The organism is Shewanella sp. HL-SH5 (genome assembly GCF_051163755.1).
Taxonomy (GTDB): domain Bacteria; phylum Pseudomonadota; class Gammaproteobacteria; order Enterobacterales; family Shewanellaceae; genus Shewanella; species Shewanella glacialimarina.
Window position 1 is genome coordinate 640,275 of sequence record NZ_CP195038.1, and the last position, 20,790, is coordinate 661,064.

19 protein-coding genes and 1 other RNA gene are annotated in these 20,790 nt (G+C 41.8%); 13 read left to right on the forward strand and 7 right to left on the reverse strand.

Annotated features, from left to right (window positions below; translation table 11 throughout):
- Nucleotides 1-201: 201 nt before the first annotated feature.
- A complete protein-coding gene (locus tag ACRWQM_RS02660; protein ID WP_434931177.1) occupies nucleotides 202-438 on the reverse strand; it encodes a hypothetical protein in 237 nt (78 codons plus the stop codon).
- 373 nt (nucleotides 439-811) lie between these two features.
- On the opposite strand from ACRWQM_RS02660, the gene ACRWQM_RS02665 reads away from it, so the two are divergent.
- Both ACRWQM_RS02665 and ACRWQM_RS02670 read left to right on the forward strand, forming a co-directional pair.
- The gene (locus ACRWQM_RS02665) at nucleotides 812-1,243 is read left to right on the forward strand and encodes a DUF4339 domain-containing protein (RefSeq protein ID WP_434931178.1); all 432 of its coding nucleotides are present in this window, start codon (nucleotides 812-814) and stop codon (nucleotides 1,241-1,243) included.
- Nucleotides 1,244-1,266: 23 nt separating this feature from the next.
- Nucleotides 1,267-2,106: a DUF4339 domain-containing protein gene (locus tag ACRWQM_RS02670; protein ID WP_434931179.1), complete on the forward strand. Its 840-nt coding sequence runs from the start codon at nucleotides 1,267-1,269 to the stop codon at nucleotides 2,104-2,106.
- Between the two features lie 255 nt (nucleotides 2,107-2,361).
- Here the strand turns inward: ACRWQM_RS02670 and ACRWQM_RS02675 are convergent, their stop codons facing one another.
- Together ACRWQM_RS02675 and ACRWQM_RS02680 are read right to left on the reverse strand one after the other, a co-directional pair.
- The gene (locus tag ACRWQM_RS02675) at nucleotides 2,362-3,384 is read right to left on the reverse strand and encodes an ABC transporter substrate-binding protein (protein WP_434931180.1); all 1,023 of its coding nucleotides are present in this window, start codon (nucleotides 3,382-3,384) and stop codon (nucleotides 2,362-2,364) included.
- A gap of 381 nt (nucleotides 3,385-3,765) precedes the next feature.
- The gene (locus tag ACRWQM_RS02680) at nucleotides 3,766-4,647 is read right to left on the reverse strand and encodes a DUF72 domain-containing protein (protein ID WP_434931181.1); all 882 of its coding nucleotides are present in this window, start codon (nucleotides 4,645-4,647) and stop codon (nucleotides 3,766-3,768) included.
- Nucleotides 4,648-5,043: 396 nt separating this feature from the next.
- Here ACRWQM_RS02680 and ACRWQM_RS02685 point away from each other — a divergent pair, with 396 nt between their 5' ends.
- Complete coding sequence (locus tag ACRWQM_RS02685) at nucleotides 5,044-8,112, forward strand: transglycosylase domain-containing protein (RefSeq protein ID WP_434931182.1); 3,069 nt, start codon at nucleotides 5,044-5,046, stop codon at nucleotides 8,110-8,112.
- A 183-nt stretch (nucleotides 8,113-8,295) separates the two neighbouring features.
- On the opposite strand, the gene ACRWQM_RS02690 is transcribed toward ACRWQM_RS02685, so the two are convergent.
- On the reverse strand, nucleotides 8,296-9,216 hold the full coding sequence (locus tag ACRWQM_RS02690) for a manganese-dependent inorganic pyrophosphatase (RefSeq protein ID WP_434931183.1): 921 nt from the start codon (nucleotides 9,214-9,216) through the stop codon (nucleotides 8,296-8,298).
- Nucleotides 9,217-9,397: 181 nt separating this feature from the next.
- On the opposite strand from ACRWQM_RS02690, the gene gloA2 reads away from it, so the two are divergent.
- The 6 genes from gloA2 to ACRWQM_RS02720 all read left to right on the forward strand — a co-directional run bounded on the left by gloA2 (nucleotide 9,398) and on the right by ACRWQM_RS02720 (nucleotide 14,416).
- A complete protein-coding gene (gene gloA2 / locus ACRWQM_RS02695) occupies nucleotides 9,398-9,787 on the forward strand; it encodes an SMU1112c/YaeR family gloxylase I-like metalloprotein (RefSeq protein ID WP_434931963.1) in 390 nt (129 codons plus the stop codon).
- 78 nt (nucleotides 9,788-9,865) lie between these two features.
- Entirely contained in the window at nucleotides 9,866-10,795 is a 930-nt protein-coding gene (locus ACRWQM_RS02700) for an ion transporter (RefSeq protein WP_434931184.1), read from the forward strand.
- 224 nt (nucleotides 10,796-11,019) lie between these two features.
- Nucleotides 11,020-11,751, forward strand: coding sequence for an AzlC family ABC transporter permease (locus tag ACRWQM_RS02705; protein WP_434931964.1), 732 nt, complete (start codon nucleotides 11,020-11,022; stop codon nucleotides 11,749-11,751).
- Nucleotides 11,751-12,053, forward strand: a complete 303-nt coding sequence (locus ACRWQM_RS02710; RefSeq protein WP_434931185.1) for an AzlD domain-containing protein — start codon at nucleotides 11,751-11,753, stop codon at nucleotides 12,051-12,053. Before ACRWQM_RS02705 ends, ACRWQM_RS02710 begins: the two co-directional genes overlap by 1 nt.
- Nucleotides 12,054-12,257: 204 nt before the next feature.
- On the forward strand, nucleotides 12,258-12,983 hold the full coding sequence (folM, locus tag ACRWQM_RS02715; protein ID WP_434931186.1) for a dihydromonapterin reductase: 726 nt from the start codon (nucleotides 12,258-12,260) through the stop codon (nucleotides 12,981-12,983).
- 110 nt (nucleotides 12,984-13,093) lie between these two features.
- A complete protein-coding gene (locus ACRWQM_RS02720) occupies nucleotides 13,094-14,416 on the forward strand; it encodes an O-acetylhomoserine aminocarboxypropyltransferase/cysteine synthase family protein (protein ID WP_434931187.1) in 1,323 nt (440 codons plus the stop codon).
- Between the two features lie 181 nt (nucleotides 14,417-14,597).
- Here the strand turns inward: ACRWQM_RS02720 and ACRWQM_RS02725 are convergent, their stop codons facing one another.
- The 3 genes from ACRWQM_RS02725 to ACRWQM_RS02735 all read right to left on the reverse strand — a co-directional run bounded on the left by ACRWQM_RS02725 (nucleotide 14,598) and on the right by ACRWQM_RS02735 (nucleotide 15,946).
- Nucleotides 14,598-15,404, reverse strand: a complete 807-nt coding sequence (locus ACRWQM_RS02725; protein ID WP_434931188.1) for a 5-formyltetrahydrofolate cyclo-ligase — start codon at nucleotides 15,402-15,404, stop codon at nucleotides 14,598-14,600.
- An 8-nt stretch (nucleotides 15,405-15,412) separates the two neighbouring features.
- Nucleotides 15,413-15,595, reverse strand: a non-coding RNA gene (ssrS, locus tag ACRWQM_RS02730) — 6S RNA.
- Between the two features lie 42 nt (nucleotides 15,596-15,637).
- On the reverse strand, nucleotides 15,638-15,946 hold the full coding sequence (locus ACRWQM_RS02735; RefSeq protein ID WP_226413388.1) for a cell division protein ZapA: 309 nt from the start codon (nucleotides 15,944-15,946) through the stop codon (nucleotides 15,638-15,640).
- A 216-nt stretch (nucleotides 15,947-16,162) separates the two neighbouring features.
- Here ACRWQM_RS02735 and ACRWQM_RS02740 point away from each other — a divergent pair, with 216 nt between their 5' ends.
- The 4 genes from ACRWQM_RS02740 (at nucleotide 16,163) to gcvT (ending at nucleotide 20,735) form a co-directional block, all read left to right on the forward strand.
- Nucleotides 16,163-16,738 (forward strand): UPF0149 family protein, encoded by a 576-nt coding sequence (locus ACRWQM_RS02740; protein WP_434931189.1) that lies wholly within the window; start codon nucleotides 16,163-16,165, stop codon nucleotides 16,736-16,738.
- Nucleotides 16,739-16,833: 95 nt separating this feature from the next.
- Entirely contained in the window at nucleotides 16,834-18,117 is a 1,284-nt protein-coding gene (gene ubiH / locus ACRWQM_RS02745; protein ID WP_434931190.1) for a 2-octaprenyl-6-methoxyphenyl hydroxylase, read from the forward strand.
- Between the two features lie 68 nt (nucleotides 18,118-18,185).
- The gene (locus ACRWQM_RS02750) at nucleotides 18,186-19,409 is read left to right on the forward strand and encodes an FAD-dependent oxidoreductase (protein WP_434927121.1); all 1,224 of its coding nucleotides are present in this window, start codon (nucleotides 18,186-18,188) and stop codon (nucleotides 19,407-19,409) included.
- Nucleotides 19,410-19,640: 231 nt separating this feature from the next.
- Nucleotides 19,641-20,735, forward strand: coding sequence for a glycine cleavage system aminomethyltransferase GcvT (gcvT, locus tag ACRWQM_RS02755; RefSeq protein WP_434931191.1), 1,095 nt, complete (start codon nucleotides 19,641-19,643; stop codon nucleotides 20,733-20,735).
- The last annotated feature ends 55 nt before the right edge of the window (nucleotides 20,736-20,790 follow it).

Here is a 20,790-nt window from a genome sequence, read left to right on the forward strand (position 1 = left end):
GTAATAAATAATGGAATTGGTAGATAACTGGCTCGATGATATATCGCGCCATTTTAGTGATAAACCATAGTTTATATTGAAAGTGTTAAATAGGGTTTTGTTGCATGCTGTGCTAAGTCTACTGGGTAGGTTAAGTAAAGTCGCTAAGATTACCGGTAAATAATGTGTTGGCAATCTTAGCTTGCTTTATTTTTTTATTTCTTATTTTAATAATAAGCTGTGTAAAGTTTGGAAAAGGTTATCACCAAACGCATAATTATCACCAAAGCTTAATTGCAGGTAAGAGGGTGTATTTGCATAATTGAATTTTTCGTTTAATTCAACTTCAATAAATACTCCATCAGTATATAAATAATAACTTGGAAGCACATTTAGTTGTTTGTTTTCTGGTAATTGTTGTTTTACTTCAATTAAAGGCAACATGTTTGGGCTGGTCAATAATTTCCATCAAGACTATGGCGTTGGGCGTATAAAATAAACCCAATTTTTTGCGGTTTATTGTTATGAATTGGGGTCAGTTTTTGCTAATCATTGAGCAGCGAATTGTTGTGTAACTTGCCACATCATGTTGCGAGTTGGTTGCTTTTTTGTTAGCGTTCTTGGTTTAAATGAGTGAATTGGTTAAATATCCGCTCAAAAGTAGTCGAATTAAGCAACATGATATATTATTCTAAGGTTGTATCGGTGTTATATACATACCTTCCTTTATCGGCATATATTTTTCATATGTTCGTCGTATAAAATCACCACCATAATATGATTTTATTAAACAATTATCATCCAAAAACCATTTAAGGATAAGAGTGGAACGATGAAAGAATGGTACTTCTCAAATAATGGCGAACTTAATGGACCATTAGGCTTAGCTGAATCAATCAAGTATGTAAAAACCAATCCAAACACTTATGCATGGCATCCTTCCTATGCTTATTGGATGCCAGTGAGCGATATTGCCGATTTTGAAATGACAATAACACCGCCACCATCTCCGATTGAAATTCCACTTGATCTTATTGAGAGTTTTTTAGTAAAAGAGAAAGAACTTAATACAGCTTTGAGTCGGATTGAAACTACTTTGCAAGTTATTGGTGTTTCAATGAGTGATTTAGATCGCGACACGATTAGCTGTAAGAATAAGACCCAAAACTTAAATGAGCAGGTTAAGGCGACTATTAGAGCGGTTAATGAGCAGTATGAAGCCTTGCAGAAAGCCCTGGCTGGTGTCTCTAGTTCACATACTTAATAACTAATAAAAGAATAATAAATATGAATACGTGGTTTTTTTCAAAAAAAGGCGATGTTACAGGCCCTCTAACAACGACTGAAGCAATAGCATTTGTTAAAAATGATGCAAACTGTTACGGATGGAACCCACATTTTACTCAGTGGAAGCCAGTTGGTATGATTGCTGAGTTTGACGAATATGTCTCAGCTATTACACCTCCAGCACAAGTACCTCAGTCACTAGTTGATGATTTTATTACTAAAAAGAACAAACTCGAGTTAGACATTGTATCGATGGACGACAATATCAAGTTTACTAAAACTTATTTGTACGAACTTGAGCAAGAAATCAATATTTACAAACGCTTAACCAATAACTTAAGCGACGATATGAAGGGGAATATTGCTCCTTATGCGCAAAACTATAATAATTTTAATCGGATATTTGATGAATTAGTGGCAGCTTTAGCTATTGCAAAAAGTGAAATTAATGAAGTTGTTTTAGAATTTGATCAACGTGTGGCACAAAGAAAAGCTGAAACGTTGGCAAGTCTTTCAATATCCGACCAAATCGTTGCAGATTCTCAAAGTGATGTTGTTGATGTGATTACACAACCACTGAATGCGACAACAAGTTTAGATCCGGTTGCTCAATCGCCTAAGAAATCTGGCGTAACTAATATGCTTAAATCAGTGTTCAAAGGTGATTCAAAAAAATTGAATACCTTAGCTGAAGTCAGCACTAAAACAACAAATGACCCACTTGTAAAAAGCATTATCACTGAGGACAACTCTGAAGCTAAAGATGAAGTCGTCAACGAAGAAAAGCAAGCTGCTCCCCATTATTGGAACATGCTAAACGCGCCCCGCTCAATCTATTAACTTGAACAATACTACCGTTATTATGAGTGTTAAGATTGCCGTAAAATAAATTATCGGCAATCTTAATCTTGCTTAACTCATATTAGCTGTTACAAAAAGGACAGTAGTATTAAGTTACTCACACGGTTTGATATCATAACTTAGTCATTAACATAGCTAATTTGTTAATAACTTAGCTTTTTAATGATTAAAGAATAAAATAAATATAACGATCAATTATATTGATGAGCTATTTTTTATAGTTTGATTCTTTAGTTAATTTGCCTTGGCTTTGTTCCACATTTGCTTATAGGTATTACGTGTTCTTGAGCTCAGTGGACGCCATAAATACTGCTCTGAGAAAAATGTTTCATCGCCTACTCTGGCATCCTTAACCAACTGAGGGTCAAGTAACTTGGCCGTTTCACCATTAACTATGATAGAACCGTACATTTCTAGTATGCGCTTTTGCACTGGCTCGCTGATCATAAAATCTAATAATAGATAGGCGGCATCTAGTTTTTCGCCATTGAGGTGTTTACCTATTGCTAAGGTATCTAACCACACAGTTTGGCCTTCTTTTGGGGTAGCCAATTTCCAATTCTGTCCGCTTTGATTGGCTGCAGCAACGCCAAACCAATAGGTTGTAACCAGCTCTAGATCTTTCATGCGTTCTACATCAGCCATCCCGCCCCAAAATGAGTCTGCATTTTGTACTAGACTGTCTAATTTTGCTTGTACTTTAGGCCTATCTAATTTTGCAGTATCTATGTCATAAAATGATTCAGGTGGATAACCTAATACCAATAGAGTGGTATAAATATTGGCTTCAAATTGATCACCTGTGATGGCGTATTTACCTTTGTTTTCTGGTTGCCATAGGACTTCCCAGGATTTAGGTTCATCTCGCTTCGCAGCATTGTAAGCCAGGCCATAGGAGCCTCCTAACAAAGGTACTGAATATTTTTCGCCTTTAAATTCATCGTATTGGCTGGTCCTTAATGAACCAAGTACTTTAGAATAGTTGGTCAGTCTACTGAAATCTATCGGCTGAAGAACTTGAAGTAATCTGTCTTGATTCATCTTGTAGTAATTGTGTGTAGGGGTAGTAACATCCGCAGCACTGGCTCGCATCTTGTTGAAAATAAGCTCAGGGTCTGTGATGTAGGGATCCATAATATTTAACTCTACCTCCATTCCTTTTGTTTTGGCATAGGCCTTAAAATCCTCTTTAAACGGACTTATGTAGCCCTCCCATTCGAGTACGTTAAGAGTGACAGCTAGGATATTTGTCGACATCAACAGACCTACTATCAACAGGATATGTACTTTTAAGTATTTACCTACTTGCATAATGTGTGTCCTTATCTAGCTTCGTGTTTTGAGAGTAGCGAATGTTAGTAAGTGTGAGTACGTCTAAAGACGTACATCATGTGCTTTAAGGATTGCTCATAAAAGGGACTTTAGCCAGTTTGGGATTGGTTTTATATTCCATATATAGCCGTAATCGTTGCTAAGTAATTGTAGTGATAACGAGAAATTATTTTAGCCTTGTGGCATTTGTGTACGGTACTTGTATGAGGTGGAGATTAGTAGGGTTATTGCGGGTTAGCTTGCAGATAATAATAGTTTCATTTCTGGCTTAAATGCGTCTTACTTTTTACTGCAATCGAGTTTTATTTAGAACAACAAATCTAATTGGTCAGATTTGTTGTCACTGTGTTGGCGTAAATTTATTTCAGCGAGCTCATTTGGTTTAACGGCTTCTTTTAAGGTGTTGTAAAGTGAGACCGCGAGCTCAGGTGCTTGAAGATTATCAGGAGTATGAATAAATATATAAGGCTGCTTTCCTTCTCTTATCCATTGTGCAAGCTTAATTCGCCAGCGTTGAAAAAAGGCCTGGTTGATTTGTGAGTCACATTGGCCAATAAAGCGCACCACAGGTTGATGAGCGGTTGCAATAGGATGAACAGGGACTTGAGGCTTTTTACGTTGTGCATCAATTAGCGCTGGATTATCTGCTTTTGCGGCAAATAGCGGCCGACTATCCATAATAATACGATTGCATTGATGCGCTATTAATAGTCGGTTTAACGCTCTTTCATGCTCGCCTTTGTTGAAAAATGCCCAGTGACGAACTTCTACGCCGTAGGTAAAATCCTTAGGTAATTGTTGTAAAAATCTCTCAAGAGCTGGCAACGAGCTAGGACCAAACCTTGCTGGAAGCTGAATTTTCCACATAGCTGTTTTATCAGTTAACGGCTCCATCACATTAAAGAAGTGGGTTAACTCTGCTTGAGCATGTTGTAACTGTAAGTCATGGGTGATTGTTTTTGGCAGTTTAAAAGTAAACCTAAAATCCTCTGGTACAGCATCTCGCCAGTTCATTACTGTCGGGGGTGTCGGTAATGCATAAAATGTGGTATTGCCTTCAACGGTATTAAATATTTGTGCATATCTTTCTAACCGTGCCGATACTGGTGCATCGCCATACACGCTTTGCTTCCACTGTGTTTGAGACCACATGGCTAAGCCCAATCTTAGTAAAGGTTCGGTATTCATTTGTAGCCACCTTCAATTCAAGATAATAAATTTATACCCAGCAGGCTTGGTGCCGCTAGCTGCATTAAATTTACGTTTTATCAGCGCAAGATTTAAAGTGCAAAATTGAGCTTACCGTTCACAGTTGAGCTCAAGTATTTGAATTTATCAATTTTCACGGTAATTTATAAATCTCTTAATTGTAAGTTGAGCAGAGTGACTTATTAACCCGCCTTAGTAAAATGGGCATTTATGACCTTTTTTCACCACAAACCAATAAAAAGACACTTCTTATCATTTATCCATCTATCTCAACACTACCGCTATCTGATAAAATGCCTCGGCGATTTCATGTTATATTATCGCGCGGAACATTGCTGACATGTTGTCAGTGTTTTGGTTTTCACCGGAGTGATTGTGTCAGATCCAAACCTAGATATGAAGTTTGATAATTATCGGCCTCAATCTTCTCAACAAAAGCAAAAAGCCAACTCTAGTCGCAGAGGTAAACTGTTGTTTATCTTGCTTTTCATCATTTTATTAGTGGCTGTTGGTGTTTTTGTTGCGTTTGAAGTTAAAACCTCCCATTACCAATCTAAATTAGTTCATCATTACGGCACACAGCTGACTTATCAAGTTGTTCCTTTTGCTACCGACAAAGTTATTTATCCAAAGTATGGCCCGTTTGATATCCGTCATGGCTATACTAAGTTACCCCAATATATTGATAAGCTAGTTAAAAATGGCTTCACTATCGAGCAGCAAGCTAGCTTTTCGCCTATGTTAATGGATTATACCGAATATGGTTTTTTTCCGCCGTACCATGAAAAAGCACAATCTGGTTTAATTATTCAAGATTGTCGTAATCAAGCTGTATTCGATGCTCTATACCCTAGTCGTGCGTATCAAGACACCGACATGATCCCCAGTGAAGTGGTTAATACATTACTTTTTATTGAAAACCGTGAGCTTTGGAACCCAGAGCCTAACCACAACCCTGTGATTGATTGGCCTCGATTTGTGGTTGCTGGTATTACCCAAATTGCCGAAAAAGCTGGCTTGAATATGTCAAATGCTGGTGGCAGTACTTTAGCGACCCAAATTGAAAAGTTTCGCCACTCTGAATTCGGTTTAACCTCTAGTATTGAAGATAAGTTACTGCAAATTGGTTCGGCGATGATCCGCGTTTATCAGCAAGGTGAAAATACCCTTGCGGCTAGGCAGCGTATTGTTCAGGATTACTTAAATACTGTGCCCCTGTCATCTGCGCCAGGCTTTGGTGAGGTTCACGGTATTGGCGATGGTTTGTGGGCCTGGTTTAAAACCGATTTTAATCGAGCCAACCGATTACTGCTGTCAGGACATGATCCCGCTACTGCTGCTGAGCGTGGGCAAGTGTTTCGACAAATTGTCGCCTTAATGATTGCACAGCGTCGTCCATCATATTACTTACTAAAAGGTCATGATGACTTAGAAGTGCTGGTAGACAGTCATTTGCGCTTGCTGGTTAGCTATGCATTGATTGACCCTAAGCTAATGAACTCGGCCATGCAACAACAGCTGCAGTTTGATCGACGCAGAGGCCATCCAGATAATCCTAACAACAAGGGCGTTAATGCGGTTCGCATTAGAACCGCGAGCATGTTGTCGAGCAGTTTATTTGACTTAGACCGCTTAGACTTAACGGTTAACAGCACCTTCCATGGTGATTTACAACAGCAAGTGGGTGACTACTTACGTAGCCTTGGTCAGCAAGAATACGCTCAAAAGGTGGGGTTGTTAGGTGAGCGATTACTGACCCCTGAACAGCTCCCTAATGTACTTTATAGTTTTACCCTATTTGAAAAGCATCAAGGTGCTAATCGAGTCCGGGTACAAACAGACAGTACCGATCAACCTTTTGATATTAACGAGGGCAGTAAACTCGAGTTAGGTTCTACTGCTAAATTAAGAGTATTAGCGACATATCTGGAAATTATTGCAGAATTACAGCATCGTTTTGAAGATAAAACCGTCACCGATTTATATCGAATCGATGTTGAACCCAAAGATAAAATCACCCGTTGGGTGGTCGATTATTTAATTGAAACCCGTGACCGTAATTTAACGCGTATGTTAAATGCGGCGCTTGAAAGACGCTATTCGGCATCGGCGTATGAACGCTTTTTTACCGGCGGTGGTTTGCATGTTTTCAGTAACTTCCAAAAGAAGGAAGACAGCAGAAATCCAACTTTATATGAAGCCTTGCAAGACTCAGTTAACTTGCCGTTTGTACGTTTGATGCAGGATATTGTTAACTATAGTAGTAGCTATAATAGTGAAGGTAGCATGGCGCAATTACTGCGCAATGATAAAGACCCTCGCCGTGAGGAATACTTAAAAGCGTTTGCGAAACGAGAAGGCAGCACCTTTGTACGACGCTTCTATCGCAAGTATCAGTCATTATCACCAGAACAAAGATTAGCGACATTTTTCAATGGTGTACAAGCCAGCGAACATCGACTTAGTGCGACGTACCGCTTCCTACAACCTTACAAAAGTGATCAGGATTTAAAGCTATTTTTAGCTGAAAAAATGCCTGATAAAGTCTTTAGTGATAAACAAATTAGCAGCCTATATAACAAGTATGGCTCAGATAAGTTTAATCTTGCCGATCAAGGCTATATTGCGCGGGTTCATCCACTAGAGCTGTGGGTGCTGAGTTATTTGAATGATTACCCTAGTGCCGGTATGACACAAGTGTTAGAAGACAGCCAAGCCACTTTGATTGAAGTCTATCGATGGTTATTCCGTACCCGCCATCAAAATGCTCGCGATAGTCGCATTAAAGTGATGTTGGAAGTTGAGGCTTTTTTAAGTATTCATCAACGCTGGCAGAGAATGGGATATCCATTTGATTTTATTGTGCCATCACTTGGCTCAGCCCTTGGCAGTTCTGGCGATCGTCCAGCAGCCTTAGCTGAACTAATGGGTATTATTCAAAATGACGGTGTGCGAGCACCCACAATACGGATAGAAGAATTACAATTTGCTTCAGATACGCCCTATGAGGTTAAATTAGCCAATAGTACCCAGCAACCTGTTCGAGTATTCAAGCCTGAGGTAGCAACCGCGTTGAAAAATGCGCTTGCCAATGTGGTAGAAAAGGGTACAGCAAGACGATTAAACGGCAGCATTATCAATGTTGATGGTACTTTGGTTCGCCTAGGAGGCAAAACGGGCACAGGGGATAACCGTATCGCGACTGAAATTCGTAACGGACGTAAGGTGTCTTCAACTGCTATGAACCGAACTGCTACCTTTGTATTTTACCTGGGTGATAATTATTTCGGCACCTTAACCGCATTTGTGCCTGGGGCTAAAGCAGATGATTTTAGTTTTACCTCAGCACTGCCGTTACAAGTATTGAAAGGTATGCTGCCAATACTGACGCCGCAATTATTTAGCCAGCAGCCTTTATGTGTAGCAGAATCTACTGGTATTTAGTCGCGTTAAATAGTTGAAACAAGGTGAGCAGGAGGCGGGGTAATTCCCCCAAAACCGAGCAATAAAAAAGTCAGCGATTATTGCTGACTTTTTTATTGCGTAAACAGGCTATTAAAGCCAGCTTAACGGCCTAGTGTTAAGCTTAGAATCAACGGAGACTAAGCTCAACGCTATGCTGCTATATTAGGCAAAAGCATCTTGTAATGACGGCACAACTTGTTTCTTACGGCTTAATACGCCGTCTAACCACACTTTGCCATCGACTGTCGGTTTGCCATAAGCACGTTCAGTTAAGTCCGCACTGTCTGAAATTACTAACATTTCAGAGCCTTCTTTCATAATGTCTGTCAGCAATAGCAACACACTATGACGATTGCCTTCTTGCTTTAATAAGGCAATATCAGCCACTAGATCGGCTTTAATGGCATCAAAAACCGCTAAATCAATCACTTCTAGCTGACCAATGCCCACTAGGTTACCGTTCATGTTGAAATCTTTAAAGTCACGCATCACTAAGTCGCGTGCAGGAGTACCTTCAACCGCAGACTTAACCTTAAACATATCCATGCCTAGGTCTTTAAAGTCTTCAATACCAGCAATCACCGCTAATGCTTCAACACAGCGAATATCCGCTGTAGTACAGGTAGGTGATTTAAAGATTACCGTGTCGCTTAAAATAGCGCACATCATAATGCCAGCAATATTAGCTGGAATTTCTACCTGGTAGAAATCAAACATCATTTTAATAATAGTGTTGCTGCAACCTACTGGGCGGATCCAACACTCTAGTGGTGTTGAAGTGGTTAAGTCGCCGAGTTTATGGTGATCAACAATACCGACAATCGTCGCCTGGGCAATATCGTCCGGTGCTTGAGTCACTTCAGAATGGTCAACAATATACACATCTTCGCCAGCATAGCTGGTTTTATACTCAGGAGCGTCAAAGCCAAATTTGTCTAAAATAAAAGCCGTTTCAGGTGATAATTCACCTAAACGTGCTGCAATAGCAGGCTCACCAATTTGATTTTTTAAATAAGCTAACGCTATCGCACCACAAATTGAATCTGAATCAGGGATCTTGTGACCCACTACATACATTGACATTATAAAGGCTCCTGTAAATTTGCTGCTGATTTTAGCAAGATTTAAATGCTTGACCAATCGTTATCCGAAAAAAAGCTATCATGCGGTGTTAAAAAGCTTAAGCTGGCTGAGTCCCAATCTAGCCCTTGACCTAACTGTACTATAAAATTAGGGCCATTATATGTTGAAAGAGGATTTTACTATGTTACTTGGTATTCATCATGTGGCCATTATTTGTGGCGACTATGCACGCTCAAAGACCTTTTATCATCATATATTAGGCTTACGGATCATAGCTGAGAATTACCGCGCCGAACGTGACTCCTACAAGCTGGATTTAGCCTTACCCGATGGTAGCCAAATTGAACTCTTCTCTTTTAATAATGCACCGCTTAGACCCAGTTATCCCGAGGCTCAAGGGTTACGCCATTTAGCCTTTCGGGTCGATGATATTGATCAAGTGGTTGCACATTTGGTTTCCCACAATATTGATGTTGAGCCTATTCGTGTCGATGAATACACTCAAAAACGATTTACTTTTTTTAATGACCCCGACGGTTTACCGTTAGAGCTTTATGCTGATCATTTTTAATGCAAAATTAAGCCAAACTCTGTAGTCTCCTGCAACATTTTATCCGTTGTACTTATATTTGCAGGAGCGCTCATTTATATGTCTATTACCGCCATACAAAATAAACTAAAAATCATTGATCGCAGTAAGACCTTCCAGGGGTTTGTGATTTTTGTCATCGTGGTGTCGGCATTATCGATTGGCGCTCACACCTATCATTTACTCCAATGGTTAGAAAGTAGCTTATGGGTGTTAGACATCGGCATTACGGTGTTTTTTCTTTTCGAATTAATTATTCGCTACCTTGCCAGTGATGGCGTTAAAAGCTTTTTTTCTAAAGGATGGAATATTTTCGACACCATTATTGTGATTGGCAGCTTAATTCCACTCGGCGGTTCAACCGTTTTACTGGCTCGATTATTAAGAATATTTCGCGTACTGCGTTTAGTGTCTATGGTGCCTGAGCTGCGAATGCTGATTAATGCTTTATTTAAAGCCATTCCTCGCATGGGCTACATAGTGTTATTGATGTTTGTCATTTTTTATATTTATGGCGCAGTAGGCAGCATGTTCTTTGCTCACATCAATGAGTTTTTATGGGCCGATGTGTCTATTGCCATGTTGACCCTGTTTCGTATTTCCACGTTCGAGTCGTGGACATCAATTATGTATGAAACCATGGCAGTTTATCCTTTAAGTTGGATGTTTTATTTAAGCTTTATCTTTTTAACCACCTTCACTTTTTTAAATATGATGGTGGGCACGGTATTAGATGTAATGAGTGAAGAAAGCCGTCTGATGAGTGAGGCAAAGGCGAAGCAAGCACTGGACGCACAGCTTGATGAAAAAACTACTGAAGTGACTGAAGTATCGACGGAGCCAACATCGACTACATCCCAAGTCGCGGCATACGCCAGCGTGGAAGATATGCAAAAGTTGCATGATAAAATTGATCAACTCACCGCCTTGGTCATTCAGCAGCAAGCATCTGTTTTAGCAAATAGCGCAGCTACTACAAAAGTGAAGTAAGTTCTGGTTAATGTACCAACCCTATACATTGCCAGCATCTAGCTGAATTGAACCTGTTGATATTAAAAACAAAGCCCTTAAAAATTTTCAAGGGCTTTTTTTATGGGTTCAGGTTAATCTAAATAGTTCATTTATAAGCACAAGGAATTCGAGTGTCGACGCCGAATGTATTATCTTCTAAAAGCGCATCATCTAGCCGGGCTAAATCGTATTGGTTAGGCGCTTTGGCGGTGATGCCATTAACCATAGCGGTTATTCCATGGGGCATATTAGCGGGATCATTTGCGCTTGAGGTCGGGTTAACCGGCTTACAAAGCCAAGCCATGTCTGCAATTATTTTTGCCGGTAGCGCCCAGCTAGTGGCGTTAGGGATGATAAAAGCCGGCGTTGGTTTAAGCGGTATTCTTATCACCACCTTGTTGATCACTTCACGTCACGTGTTATATGCAATGGCAATGCGTAATCGAATTAGTCCATTACCATTGAAGTGGCGACTGTCGTTAGGTTTTCTATTAACCGATGAATTATTTGCGATAGCCAATCATGGCCAGCAACATAAGTTTGACCCCTGGTATGCCCTTGGTGGCGGCTTTACTTTTTATCTTGGGTGGAATATCGCGACCTTCATTGGCATTATTGCAGGACAAAATATTGATAATCTTGGTGAGCTTGGGCTAGATTTTGCCATTGCTGCCACCTTTATTGCCATTGTAGTGCCTACAGTGACTAAACCTTCGGTGTTAATTTGTGTGTTGGTGTCATTAGTATTAGCGGTAGTCTGTGCGGTATTAGGGTTACAATCTGGGCTATTAATTGCCTCATTGTCAGGCATGATAGCGGGTTACAGTTACGCTAAATTAACCGGCGAATTGCAGTCGGAAAGTCAGCATTCAGAGCCTAATCATTCTCAGCCCGACGATGCCAGTAAGCAGGCTGTAAACAAGGATGTGCAATAATGATTTGGTTAACAATTATTTTAATGGCGATTATTGTATTTGCCAGTCGGCATATTTTATTAGAGCCTAAAGTGCCAATACGCTTAAATCAAAAAACACTGACGTTTTTAAGTTATTCCGCCCCTGCAGTGTTAACGGCTATTTTTGCCCCTATCGTGTTTGCGCCTGAAAGTCAGCTCGATATTTCATTTTCTAATCCTTATCTTATTTGCGCCGTCGTTGCGACATTACTGGCATGGCTGACTAAAAATACCCTATTAACCACTATTGTGAGTATGGGACTATTTTTTATTATTTATTAAACCGAACAGTAACTTTGGACGTAATAACTGTCATCTAGTTGTATTTAGAGTCAGTTACAATAATCAATGCAACTTTATTCAATCTGATAAATTAAGCATGTAAACCCGCATTAAATAAACGTTAAATACTTAACGATATGAGACGTTAAATCTATTAGGCTTTTGATAATCCAAAACGCTGTGGTAGTTAATAAAGAGGATGTTATGAATAAAACGGTATTAATTACAGGCGTGGGTAAACGGATAGGTTATGCACTAGCAAAGCACTTTTTAGCCCGTGGAGATAATGTGATTGGCACTTATCGCAGCCACTATGACAGCATAGAGCAGTTACGTAAGTTAGGTGCAACCCTTATTCAATGCGATTTAACTGATGCTGCATCGATAGCGCACTTGATTGAGCAAGTTAACGCATCTACTCGTTTAGACTGCATCATTCATAATGCCTCCGATTGGTTACCCGATAACAGCGGCTTAAGCGCCAGTGCAACCATTAATCGTATGATGCAAGTGCATGTAAATGCCCCTTATGAAATCAACTTAGCGCTAGCTGACTTACTGATCTCAACAGCGCAGTTAAATCATCAGACTATTGGTGCCAGCAATATTATTCATATTACTGACTATGTCGCCGAAAAGGGCAGTAAAAAACACATTGCCTATGCTGCTAGTAAAGCCGCGCTTCACAACTTAACCTTATCTTTTGCCGCAAAATTAGCGCCACACGTTAAAGTAAATTCTATTGCACCGGCAATGATTTTATTTAACGAACACGACGATGAAGCATACAAAATCAAAGCGCTAGCTAAAGCGGTTTTACCCAAAGAAGCCGGTAATAGCGAAATTATTGCGCTAGTGGAATACCTACAATCAAGCCATTACGTTACCGGCCGCAGTTATGCGGTTGATGGTGGCAGGCATTTGGTGTAATCAACACAGTTTTAAATGAAGATAAAAAAACATTTAGACTTCTAGATGGCTATTTGTTAGTGTGGATATTAATCAATATTTCACACTAACCATCACCACAAGGAAGGTCTATGTCAGCAGATACTCAGTTTACGGCAAAGTTAAAGCTTGAATCGCTTGCGTTACACCATGGCTATAAGTCAGAAGCGACCACCAAGGCTGCTGCGGTGCCGATATACCAAACCACGTCATACACCTTCGATGATACCCAGCACGGTGCCGATTTATTTGATTTAAAAGTACCTGGCAATATCTATACTCGCATAATGAACCCGACAACGGATGTGCTTGAACAACGCATGGCAGCCATTGAAGGTGGCATTGCAGCCTTGGCCGTTGCATCAGGTATGGCAGCAATTACGTATGCGATTCAGGCGTTAACCCAGGTCGGCGATAACATTGTCAGTACTAGCCAGTTATACGGTGGCACCTATAATTTATTTGCCCATACGTTGCCGCGCCAAGGCGTTGAAGTGCGTATGGCAGCGTATGATGATTACGCGGGTCTTGATGCGCTAATTGATGATAAAACCAAAGCACTATTTTGTGAGTCAATAGGTAATCCAGCCGGTAATGTGGTCGACTTACAGCGTTTAGCTGAAATTGCCCATAAACATGGTGTGCCGTTAATTGTTGATAATACCGTAGCAACACCAGTGTTATGTCGTGCATTCGACCACGGTGCAGACATTGTTATCCATTCATTAACCAAATACATAGGCGGTCACGGTACTACTATTGGTGGAGTGATTATTGATTCAGGTAAATTTGATTGGGTGGCGAATAAAGAACGTTTTGGATTACTAAATGAGCCAGATCCGTCTTATCACGGCGTGGTTTATACCCAGGCCTTTGGCCCTGCTGCATTTATTGGCCGTTGTCGCGTAGTGCCGCTACGTAATACGGGTGCTGCATTATCACCACAAAGCGCATTTTTGTTACTACAAGGTCTAGAAACATTGAGCTTACGCATGGAGCGCCATTGTAGTAACGCCTTAACTTTAGCTCAGTTTTTAGAAAATCATCCTAACGTCAGCTGGGTGAATTATGCCGCGCTACCGAATAGCCCACAATTTGAACGTTGCCAGAAAATTACTGGCGGTAAAGCCTCAGGTATTGTTAGCTTTGGTATTAAAGCGGCAGATGCGCAGGCTGGTAAAGTCGCGGGCGGTAAGTTTATTGATGCACTGCAAATGGTGTTACGTCTAGTGAATATTGGTGATGCCAAGTCACTTGCGTGTCACCCAGCCAGTACTACTCACAGACAACTGGATGCCGCTGAGCTTGCTAAGGCGGGTGTATCAGAGGACCTAGTAAGAATCTCTGTGGGTATTGAACATATCGACGATATTATTGCCGATGTCAGTCAGGCGCTGGATAAAGCTTCAAGCTAATGGGCTGTTAACTGCAGTGTAATTAAGCGCTAAAAGTAAACGTTAGCTTAAACAAAAATCCCCATTACATATCAATGTAATGGGGATTTTTGTTATCAAGCAGCCTATGAAAGCTAAGCGGGCTAAATGACTAGGTCCGTTGATCTTCGCTGCAAAAACAATCTTGAAAGTTCAACAGACCCTAGACGCCTGCTTTGGCTAAACGTCGTGTTGGGGTTATCACTAATGGCAGTGGAATATCCCAGCACTCAATCGGTAAATGGCTCACCTGTTGGCAGTCGTGGGCAAATCCAACCGCCAGAGGTTTATTGTTCACGCTGTTTTTTAAGGTTCGGTCGTAATAGCCGCCACCCATTCCCATACGATTACAACTTGCATCAAACGCCACCAGTGGGGTGACAATCATGTCTAGCTTGGGCGTAGGAATTATGTCTTGTACATTAAGTTTAGGCTCTGAAATACCAAACTTATTCTTAATCAATACCGAGTCGCGATGGTAGTGGCAAAATAATAAATGACCTGGACTGAATGGATGTATTAAGGGTAAATAGGTTTTCACCCCAATATGCCATAGCGCTTCAATCAGCTTTTCGGTTGCTAACTCACCATCATGACTAAAGTACAATGCTACGTGCTGCGCGTTACGTTGCTGAATTTCAGCTAACATATGACGGCTAGCAATTAAGGCTAATTGGTGTTGTTCCGCAACGGTAAAGCTTTTACGCTCATGACGAATGTGGCGACGAATAAAGTCACGGCTCATGCCCTGACTATCGAACAAGGCATAACGCTCTTGGTTGCTTAGTTCAAAACCAGAATCTTGATGGGCTAGATTATCAATATGTAAGTGTTGATTATTGGCATCTACAGCAGACAGGGCTTGATTAGCACTGTCTAAGTTTTTATTTACTGATGAAAAGTATGTAGTGTTAGCGGGCTCTGACTCTGCAGGTAATTCAGCAGTGTTCATGTAGCGAGTAATAGTCATAAATTAGGATGCTCCCCAAGATACCGTAGTAGGTGTAAGCCCTTGAACCGTAGGTTCAAGGCGGGTAAATGTTCATATCCTAAGGCTTCTCGATACGAGCCGAGCATGCACAATGTCAATGAAAGCATTCACCCTGGGTTTGTAAATATCGGCACAGGGACATTACCCACACACGCGTATCCCAGGGAGCAAAACAGGTTGATAATTGCTAAAGCAAGTATCTAAAACTTATTTTAGTCGTCCTTGCGGCTTCTTTCAATCAACGAATGTTCCAATGTTGATTGTAACAAAGAAATACGCTCGTCCATTTGCGCCATATAGTGTCTATTTTTTTGCTTTTCTTCATACAGCTCGTTACCAATATTAAGCGCGGCCATAATGGCTAATTCTTCACGACTTAAATTATTGGTACGGGTTTTAAGGTTGGTCAGTTGTTTTTCGACCTCGCTAGCCACCGAGCGTAAGGTATCCTCGCGTCCTTTCGGACATGCGATAGAGTAGGTGCGCCCTAGAAGGGTTATTTCAACTGCGCTGGTACTCATAATGTCGCGGCAAGATCCTTTAATAAAAGCTTATTTTGTTAAAGCCGAACTATATAGGTGTGCCTATCAAAGCGCAAGGCAAGCGCACGCCTTTTTAACTATTTGCTGGATGTCTGAGCAAATCTGTCTTTTATCTCACATCATGGCTGCAAGTATTTGGCGCAAATAGCGAACTCTGCTAGCATTGGGAAAGTTATCGCCCATTAGGAAATCACCATGGCAACCCCACCTTCATTATGTATCGACAACCTTAAAAAAGCGCTCGACGACGCCGAAATTGGCCAGCATCCTGTTGAAGTACATGGCGCATTAGTCGGATTAATTTGTGGTGGTGTTGACCAAGACAACCATGCATGGGTAGCGCCGTTAATTGATTTAATGAATGACGGCCAGCCGCTAGAAACCAGTTTACTGCAGTTAATAAATGAGCTTTACCAGGACACAGTTGCCCGTTTGGTAGATTTTGATTTTGGTTTTACCTTACTACTGCCAGAAGAAGAAGTGTCGTTATCACATCGTGTTGAAGCCCTGTCGTTATGGACCCAAAGCTTTTTAACCGGCATTGCCATTATTCAGCCTAAATTGAATCAGGCATCGGCCGACGTCAAAGAAGTGATAAAAGATTTAGCTGAAATTGCCCAGGTTGAATTTGATGTTGGCGAAGATGAAGAATCAGAAACCGCTTACGTAGAGTTACAAGAGTTTGTGCGTATGGCCGCGATTTTATGTTACGCCGAGTTTGGTCCTGAGCCATCAATGGATAACGCAGATGACACTCAAAAAGTGCATTAATATTTGATCGCCCGTTTCGGTTTTGATCGTATGTTTAGCTAGTGTGCTTTGACCAATAAACGGTGTGCTTTAACCAGTAAGCAATGAGTTGATATATGAGTTCAGCATCCACAGCAGTATTACAACCCTTTGATATCGTGATTGTTGGCGGCGCCATGGCGGGTGCCTCATTAGCCTTAGGCTTAGCTAAGCTAAATCAAGGCCGAACACAGACGTTATCTATTGCCCTTATTGAAGCACATCAAGCCGACGACAGTCACCCAGGGTTTGATGCCCGCTCAATAGCCATTGCCCACGGCTCTATTTTTGAACTTGAACGTTTAGGTATCTGGCCCAAACTGAGCCATTTAGGTACCGCCATTGCCGACATTCATATCTCTGATCGTGGCCATTTTGGTATGACTGAACTCAATGCCAAACCATTAGGTTTACCGGCATTAGGTCAGGTGGTTGAACTAGCCCAAGTGGGTAAAGTGTTATTTGAACAACTGCAACAAGCCAATATCAGTTTGTTTTGTCCGGCTAAACTCAGCCAGTTAACCACAGACACCGACGGCCATTATTTAACTCTGGACGATGGCAGCAGGCTAAGTGCTAAATTGCTGGTGGCCGCAGACGGTGCCAACTCAGTGGTTCGTCAGCAACTTAATCAAGGTGCTGACAGTATCGACTTTAACCAAAGTGCCATTGTCGCCAATATTCAAACCGACCAACCGCATCAAAACTGTGCCTATGAACGCTTTACCGAAACAGGCCCGCTAGCTCTGCTGCCTATGGGCAATGTAAAGGGAATGCAAGCCAAAAATAGTGCTAGATTATCGCTTGTGTGGGCCGTATCGCCAGCACAAGCACAGCAATTAGCACACACAGATGAAGCCGATTTTTTACAGCAATTGCAGCAAGCTTTTGGTAATAGAGTAGGGCGTTTTACTCAAGTGGGTAAACGAGTGACCTATCCATTAACATTAACCACTATGGCGCGACCGATATTTCATCGCTGCGTGTTTATTGGTAATGCGGCGCAAACACTGCACCCAATTGCAGGGCAAGGGTTTAACTTAGGCTTACGTGACGTGGTGGGTTTGATCAAAGTGATTGAGTCTGAGCTTAATCGTCAACCTACCACTGATAAAAATCTAGATGCCGAGACTAAAACGGATGCAGCAATTGATGTTGGTACAAGCGCTATTTTGCATCAATATTTAGCATCGCGCCAAAGTGATCGCGACAGCACGCTACGTAACATTGAGTTTTTAGTACGCGGGTTTTCTAATCAACACTGGCCACTCGTGGCAGGACGTTCAATAGGATTACGATTACTGTCTTGGCTGCCGCCGTTAAAACGTCCCGTTGCCCAAGTTGCGATGGGCTGGCGTTAGCGGCTTAGTGCTGATTATTATAGATTAAACGACTTAAATTTTGACTGACGCTTTAAAAGGACACTGCTATGTACACCACCCAAACTTTTGATGTCGCCATAGTGGGCGGCGGTATGGTCGGCCTAGCGACCGCAATTGGTTTAGCTGAAGCCAATTTAACTGTGGTGGTTATTGATGCTGGCAGTACACAAGCTCCCAGTGGTGAACCTAAACTACGAGTCAGTGCGATTAATAAAGCCAGTCAGCAACTGTTAACCAACTTAGGCGCATGGCAAATTCTGGACCATAGCCGAGTCAGCCCTTATCAAAAAATGCAGGTGTGGGACAAAGACGGCATGGGCAAAATTGAATTCGACGCCCACTCAATCAGCGAAAATCATCTCGGCGCGATCATTGAAAACGATGCCATAAGCTTTGCCCTAGCCAAACGCGTCAGTGAACTCAGCAACATTACCTATATTGAACAACAAAAACTGCAACGCATTGCCTTTGGCGAACGTGAAGCCTGGTTAACCCTTGAAAACGGCGACAATATCTCAGCCGCACTGGTGATTGGTGCAGACGGCGCCAATTCCTGGGTGCGTCAGCAATGCCAAATACCGCTAACATTCTGGGACTATGGCCACCATGCTATTGTCGCCACCGTTCGCACCGAACTTAGTCACGATGCAACCGCTAGACAAGCTTTTTTACCCGACGGCCCATTAGCTATGTTGCCGTTATATGATGACAATTTATGCTCAATTGTGTGGTCTACATCACCGCAACACGCTGAGCAGTTACTTGCTGCTGATGATAAAGCCTTTGGCAAAGCCCTTACCGCCGCATTAGACAGCCGTTTAGGTGTGTGTGAAGTGGTAAGCGAGCGCCATGCGTTTCCGTTAAGAATGCGCTATGCCCGTCATTTTGCCCGCCATCGTTTAGTATTAGCCGGAGATGCCGCCCACACGATTCATCCATTGGCGGGACAAGGGGTTAACCTAGGGTTTTTAGATGCTGCCAGTATTATTCAAACTGTGGCTGAACTGCATGAACAAGGCAAAGATATTGGTGATTATCGCCATTTGCGTGCATTAGAACGCTGGCGCAAAGCGGATGCAATGGAGATGATAGCCACTATGGAAGGTTTTAAAAGACTCTTTGCTGGACGCAATCCGCTTAAAAAAGCTATCCGCGACATCGGATTATCGCTGGTGGATAATGTTGCTGGGCTAAAAACAGTGTTCATCAGACAAGCCATGGGTAACAAGATGACATTACCTAAACTGTGTCGTGAATCGATTTCTTCCTGATAATCCTTAAAATCGCTTATATATCAGGCCATCCAGCGCGATTGATGTTTTTAATCTAAATCAGCTGTAAATTTATTACAGCTTTCGCATTAGCCAAACTAATGCGAAGTAAGTCGGATTAGAAAATTTTCTGGTATACAATTTCACTCTGCCGAGTATAATTTTGTCCAAATTTTAGCAAATACCTAGGTCGTGTTTCTAACATGGCACTACCCACAATAAGGGATAATAATGGCTAGCAAAACGGTACTCTTCAATAAGCATTTAGCATCAAAAGCCAAGATGGTCGATTTTTACGGCTGGGAAATGCCAATTAACTATGGTTCACAAATAGAAGAGCATCACGCTGTTCGTCAAGATGCGGGCATGTTCGACGTGTCACACATGACAGTTGTAGATGTAACAGGCACAGACGCTTGTGCATTTTTACGAAAACTATTAGCTAACGATGTTGCTAAACTTCAAGTCGCGGGCAAAGCCTTATACGGCGGTATGCTAGACGAAAACGCCGGTATCATCGATGATTTAATCACTTACTACCTAACCGATACCCATTACCGCGTGGTGGTTAACTCAGCCACACGTGTCAAAGATTTAGCCTGGATTAACAAGCAAGCCGCCGCATTTGATGTGACCATTACCGAGCGCCCAGAGCTAGCAATGATCGCGGTTCAAGGTCCTAATGCTAAAGCGAAAGCCGCCAAAGTATTCAATGCAGAGCAAAATGCCGCAGTTGAAGGCATGAAGCCATTTTTTGGCGTGCAATCTGGCAGCTTATTCATTGCTACCACGGGTTATACCGGTGAAACAGGTTACGAAATTATCGTTCCTGAGGACGAAGCTGAAGCCCTATGGCAAGCCTTGTTAGACGTTGAAGTGCGTCCATGTGGTTTAGGCGCACGTGACACTTTGCGTTTAGAAGCCGGCATGAACCTATACGGTTTAGACATGGACGAAAGCATTAATCCATTAGCCGCTAACATGGGCTGGACTATCGCGTGGGAACCAACTGACCGTGACTTTATTGGCCGCGCCGCATTAACGGCATTAAAAGCCGCTGGTACTGAAAAATTAGTCGGACTGGTTATGGAAGAAAAAGGTGTTTTACGCCATGATATGGCAGTGTTTTTTACCGACGAAAACGGTGTAGAGCATCAAGGTGCGATCACCAGCGGGACTTTCTCGCCAACTTTAGGCTATTCTATTGCCATGGCACGTGTACCTAATGGTATTGGTGCTACAGCAGAAGTTGAAATGCGTAAAAAACGTGTCGCGGTAAAAGTAATCTCACCAAGCTTTGTACGCAATGGTAAGCAAGCATTCTAAGTTTATGGTTCAGTACCACGAAATTATTGATTAAGCACTAAAATATCAGATAAAG

Bases quoted from the DNA above. Each gene is read 5' to 3' on its own strand.
- ACRWQM_RS02665 (WP_434931178.1), top strand. From the start codon at position 812: ATGAAAGAATGGTACTTCTCAAATAATGGCGAACTTAATGGACCATTA.
- ACRWQM_RS02670 (WP_434931179.1), top strand. From the start codon at position 1,267: ATGAATACGTGGTTTTTTTCAAAAAAAGGCGATGTTACAGGCCCTCTA.
- ACRWQM_RS02675 (WP_434931180.1), bottom strand. From the start codon at position 3,384: ATGTCGACAAATATCCTAGCTGTCACTCTTAACGTACTCGAATGGGAG.
- ACRWQM_RS02680 (WP_434931181.1), bottom strand. From the start codon at position 4,647: ATGAATACCGAACCTTTACTAAGATTGGGCTTAGCCATGTGGTCTCAA.
- ACRWQM_RS02690 (WP_434931183.1), bottom strand. From the start codon at position 9,216: ATGTCAATGTATGTAGTGGGTCACAAGATCCCTGATTCAGATTCAATT.
- gloA2 (WP_434931963.1), top strand. From the start codon at position 9,398: ATGTTACTTGGTATTCATCATGTGGCCATTATTTGTGGCGACTATGCA.
- ACRWQM_RS02700 (WP_434931184.1), top strand. From the start codon at position 9,866: ATGTCTATTACCGCCATACAAAATAAACTAAAAATCATTGATCGCAGT.
- ACRWQM_RS02710 (WP_434931185.1), top strand. From the start codon at position 11,751: ATGATTTGGTTAACAATTATTTTAATGGCGATTATTGTATTTGCCAGT.
- folM (WP_434931186.1), top strand. From the start codon at position 12,258: ATGAATAAAACGGTATTAATTACAGGCGTGGGTAAACGGATAGGTTAT.
- ACRWQM_RS02720 (WP_434931187.1), top strand. From the start codon at position 13,094: ATGTCAGCAGATACTCAGTTTACGGCAAAGTTAAAGCTTGAATCGCTT.
- ACRWQM_RS02725 (WP_434931188.1), bottom strand. From the start codon at position 15,404: ATGACTATTACTCGCTACATGAACACTGCTGAATTACCTGCAGAGTCA.
- ACRWQM_RS02735 (WP_226413388.1), bottom strand. From the start codon at position 15,946: ATGAGTACCAGCGCAGTTGAAATAACCCTTCTAGGGCGCACCTACTCT.
- ACRWQM_RS02740 (WP_434931189.1), top strand. From the start codon at position 16,163: ATGGCAACCCCACCTTCATTATGTATCGACAACCTTAAAAAAGCGCTC.
- ubiH (WP_434931190.1), top strand. From the start codon at position 16,834: ATGAGTTCAGCATCCACAGCAGTATTACAACCCTTTGATATCGTGATT.
- ACRWQM_RS02750 (WP_434927121.1), top strand. From the start codon at position 18,186: ATGTACACCACCCAAACTTTTGATGTCGCCATAGTGGGCGGCGGTATG.
- gcvT (WP_434931191.1), top strand. From the start codon at position 19,641: ATGGCTAGCAAAACGGTACTCTTCAATAAGCATTTAGCATCAAAAGCC.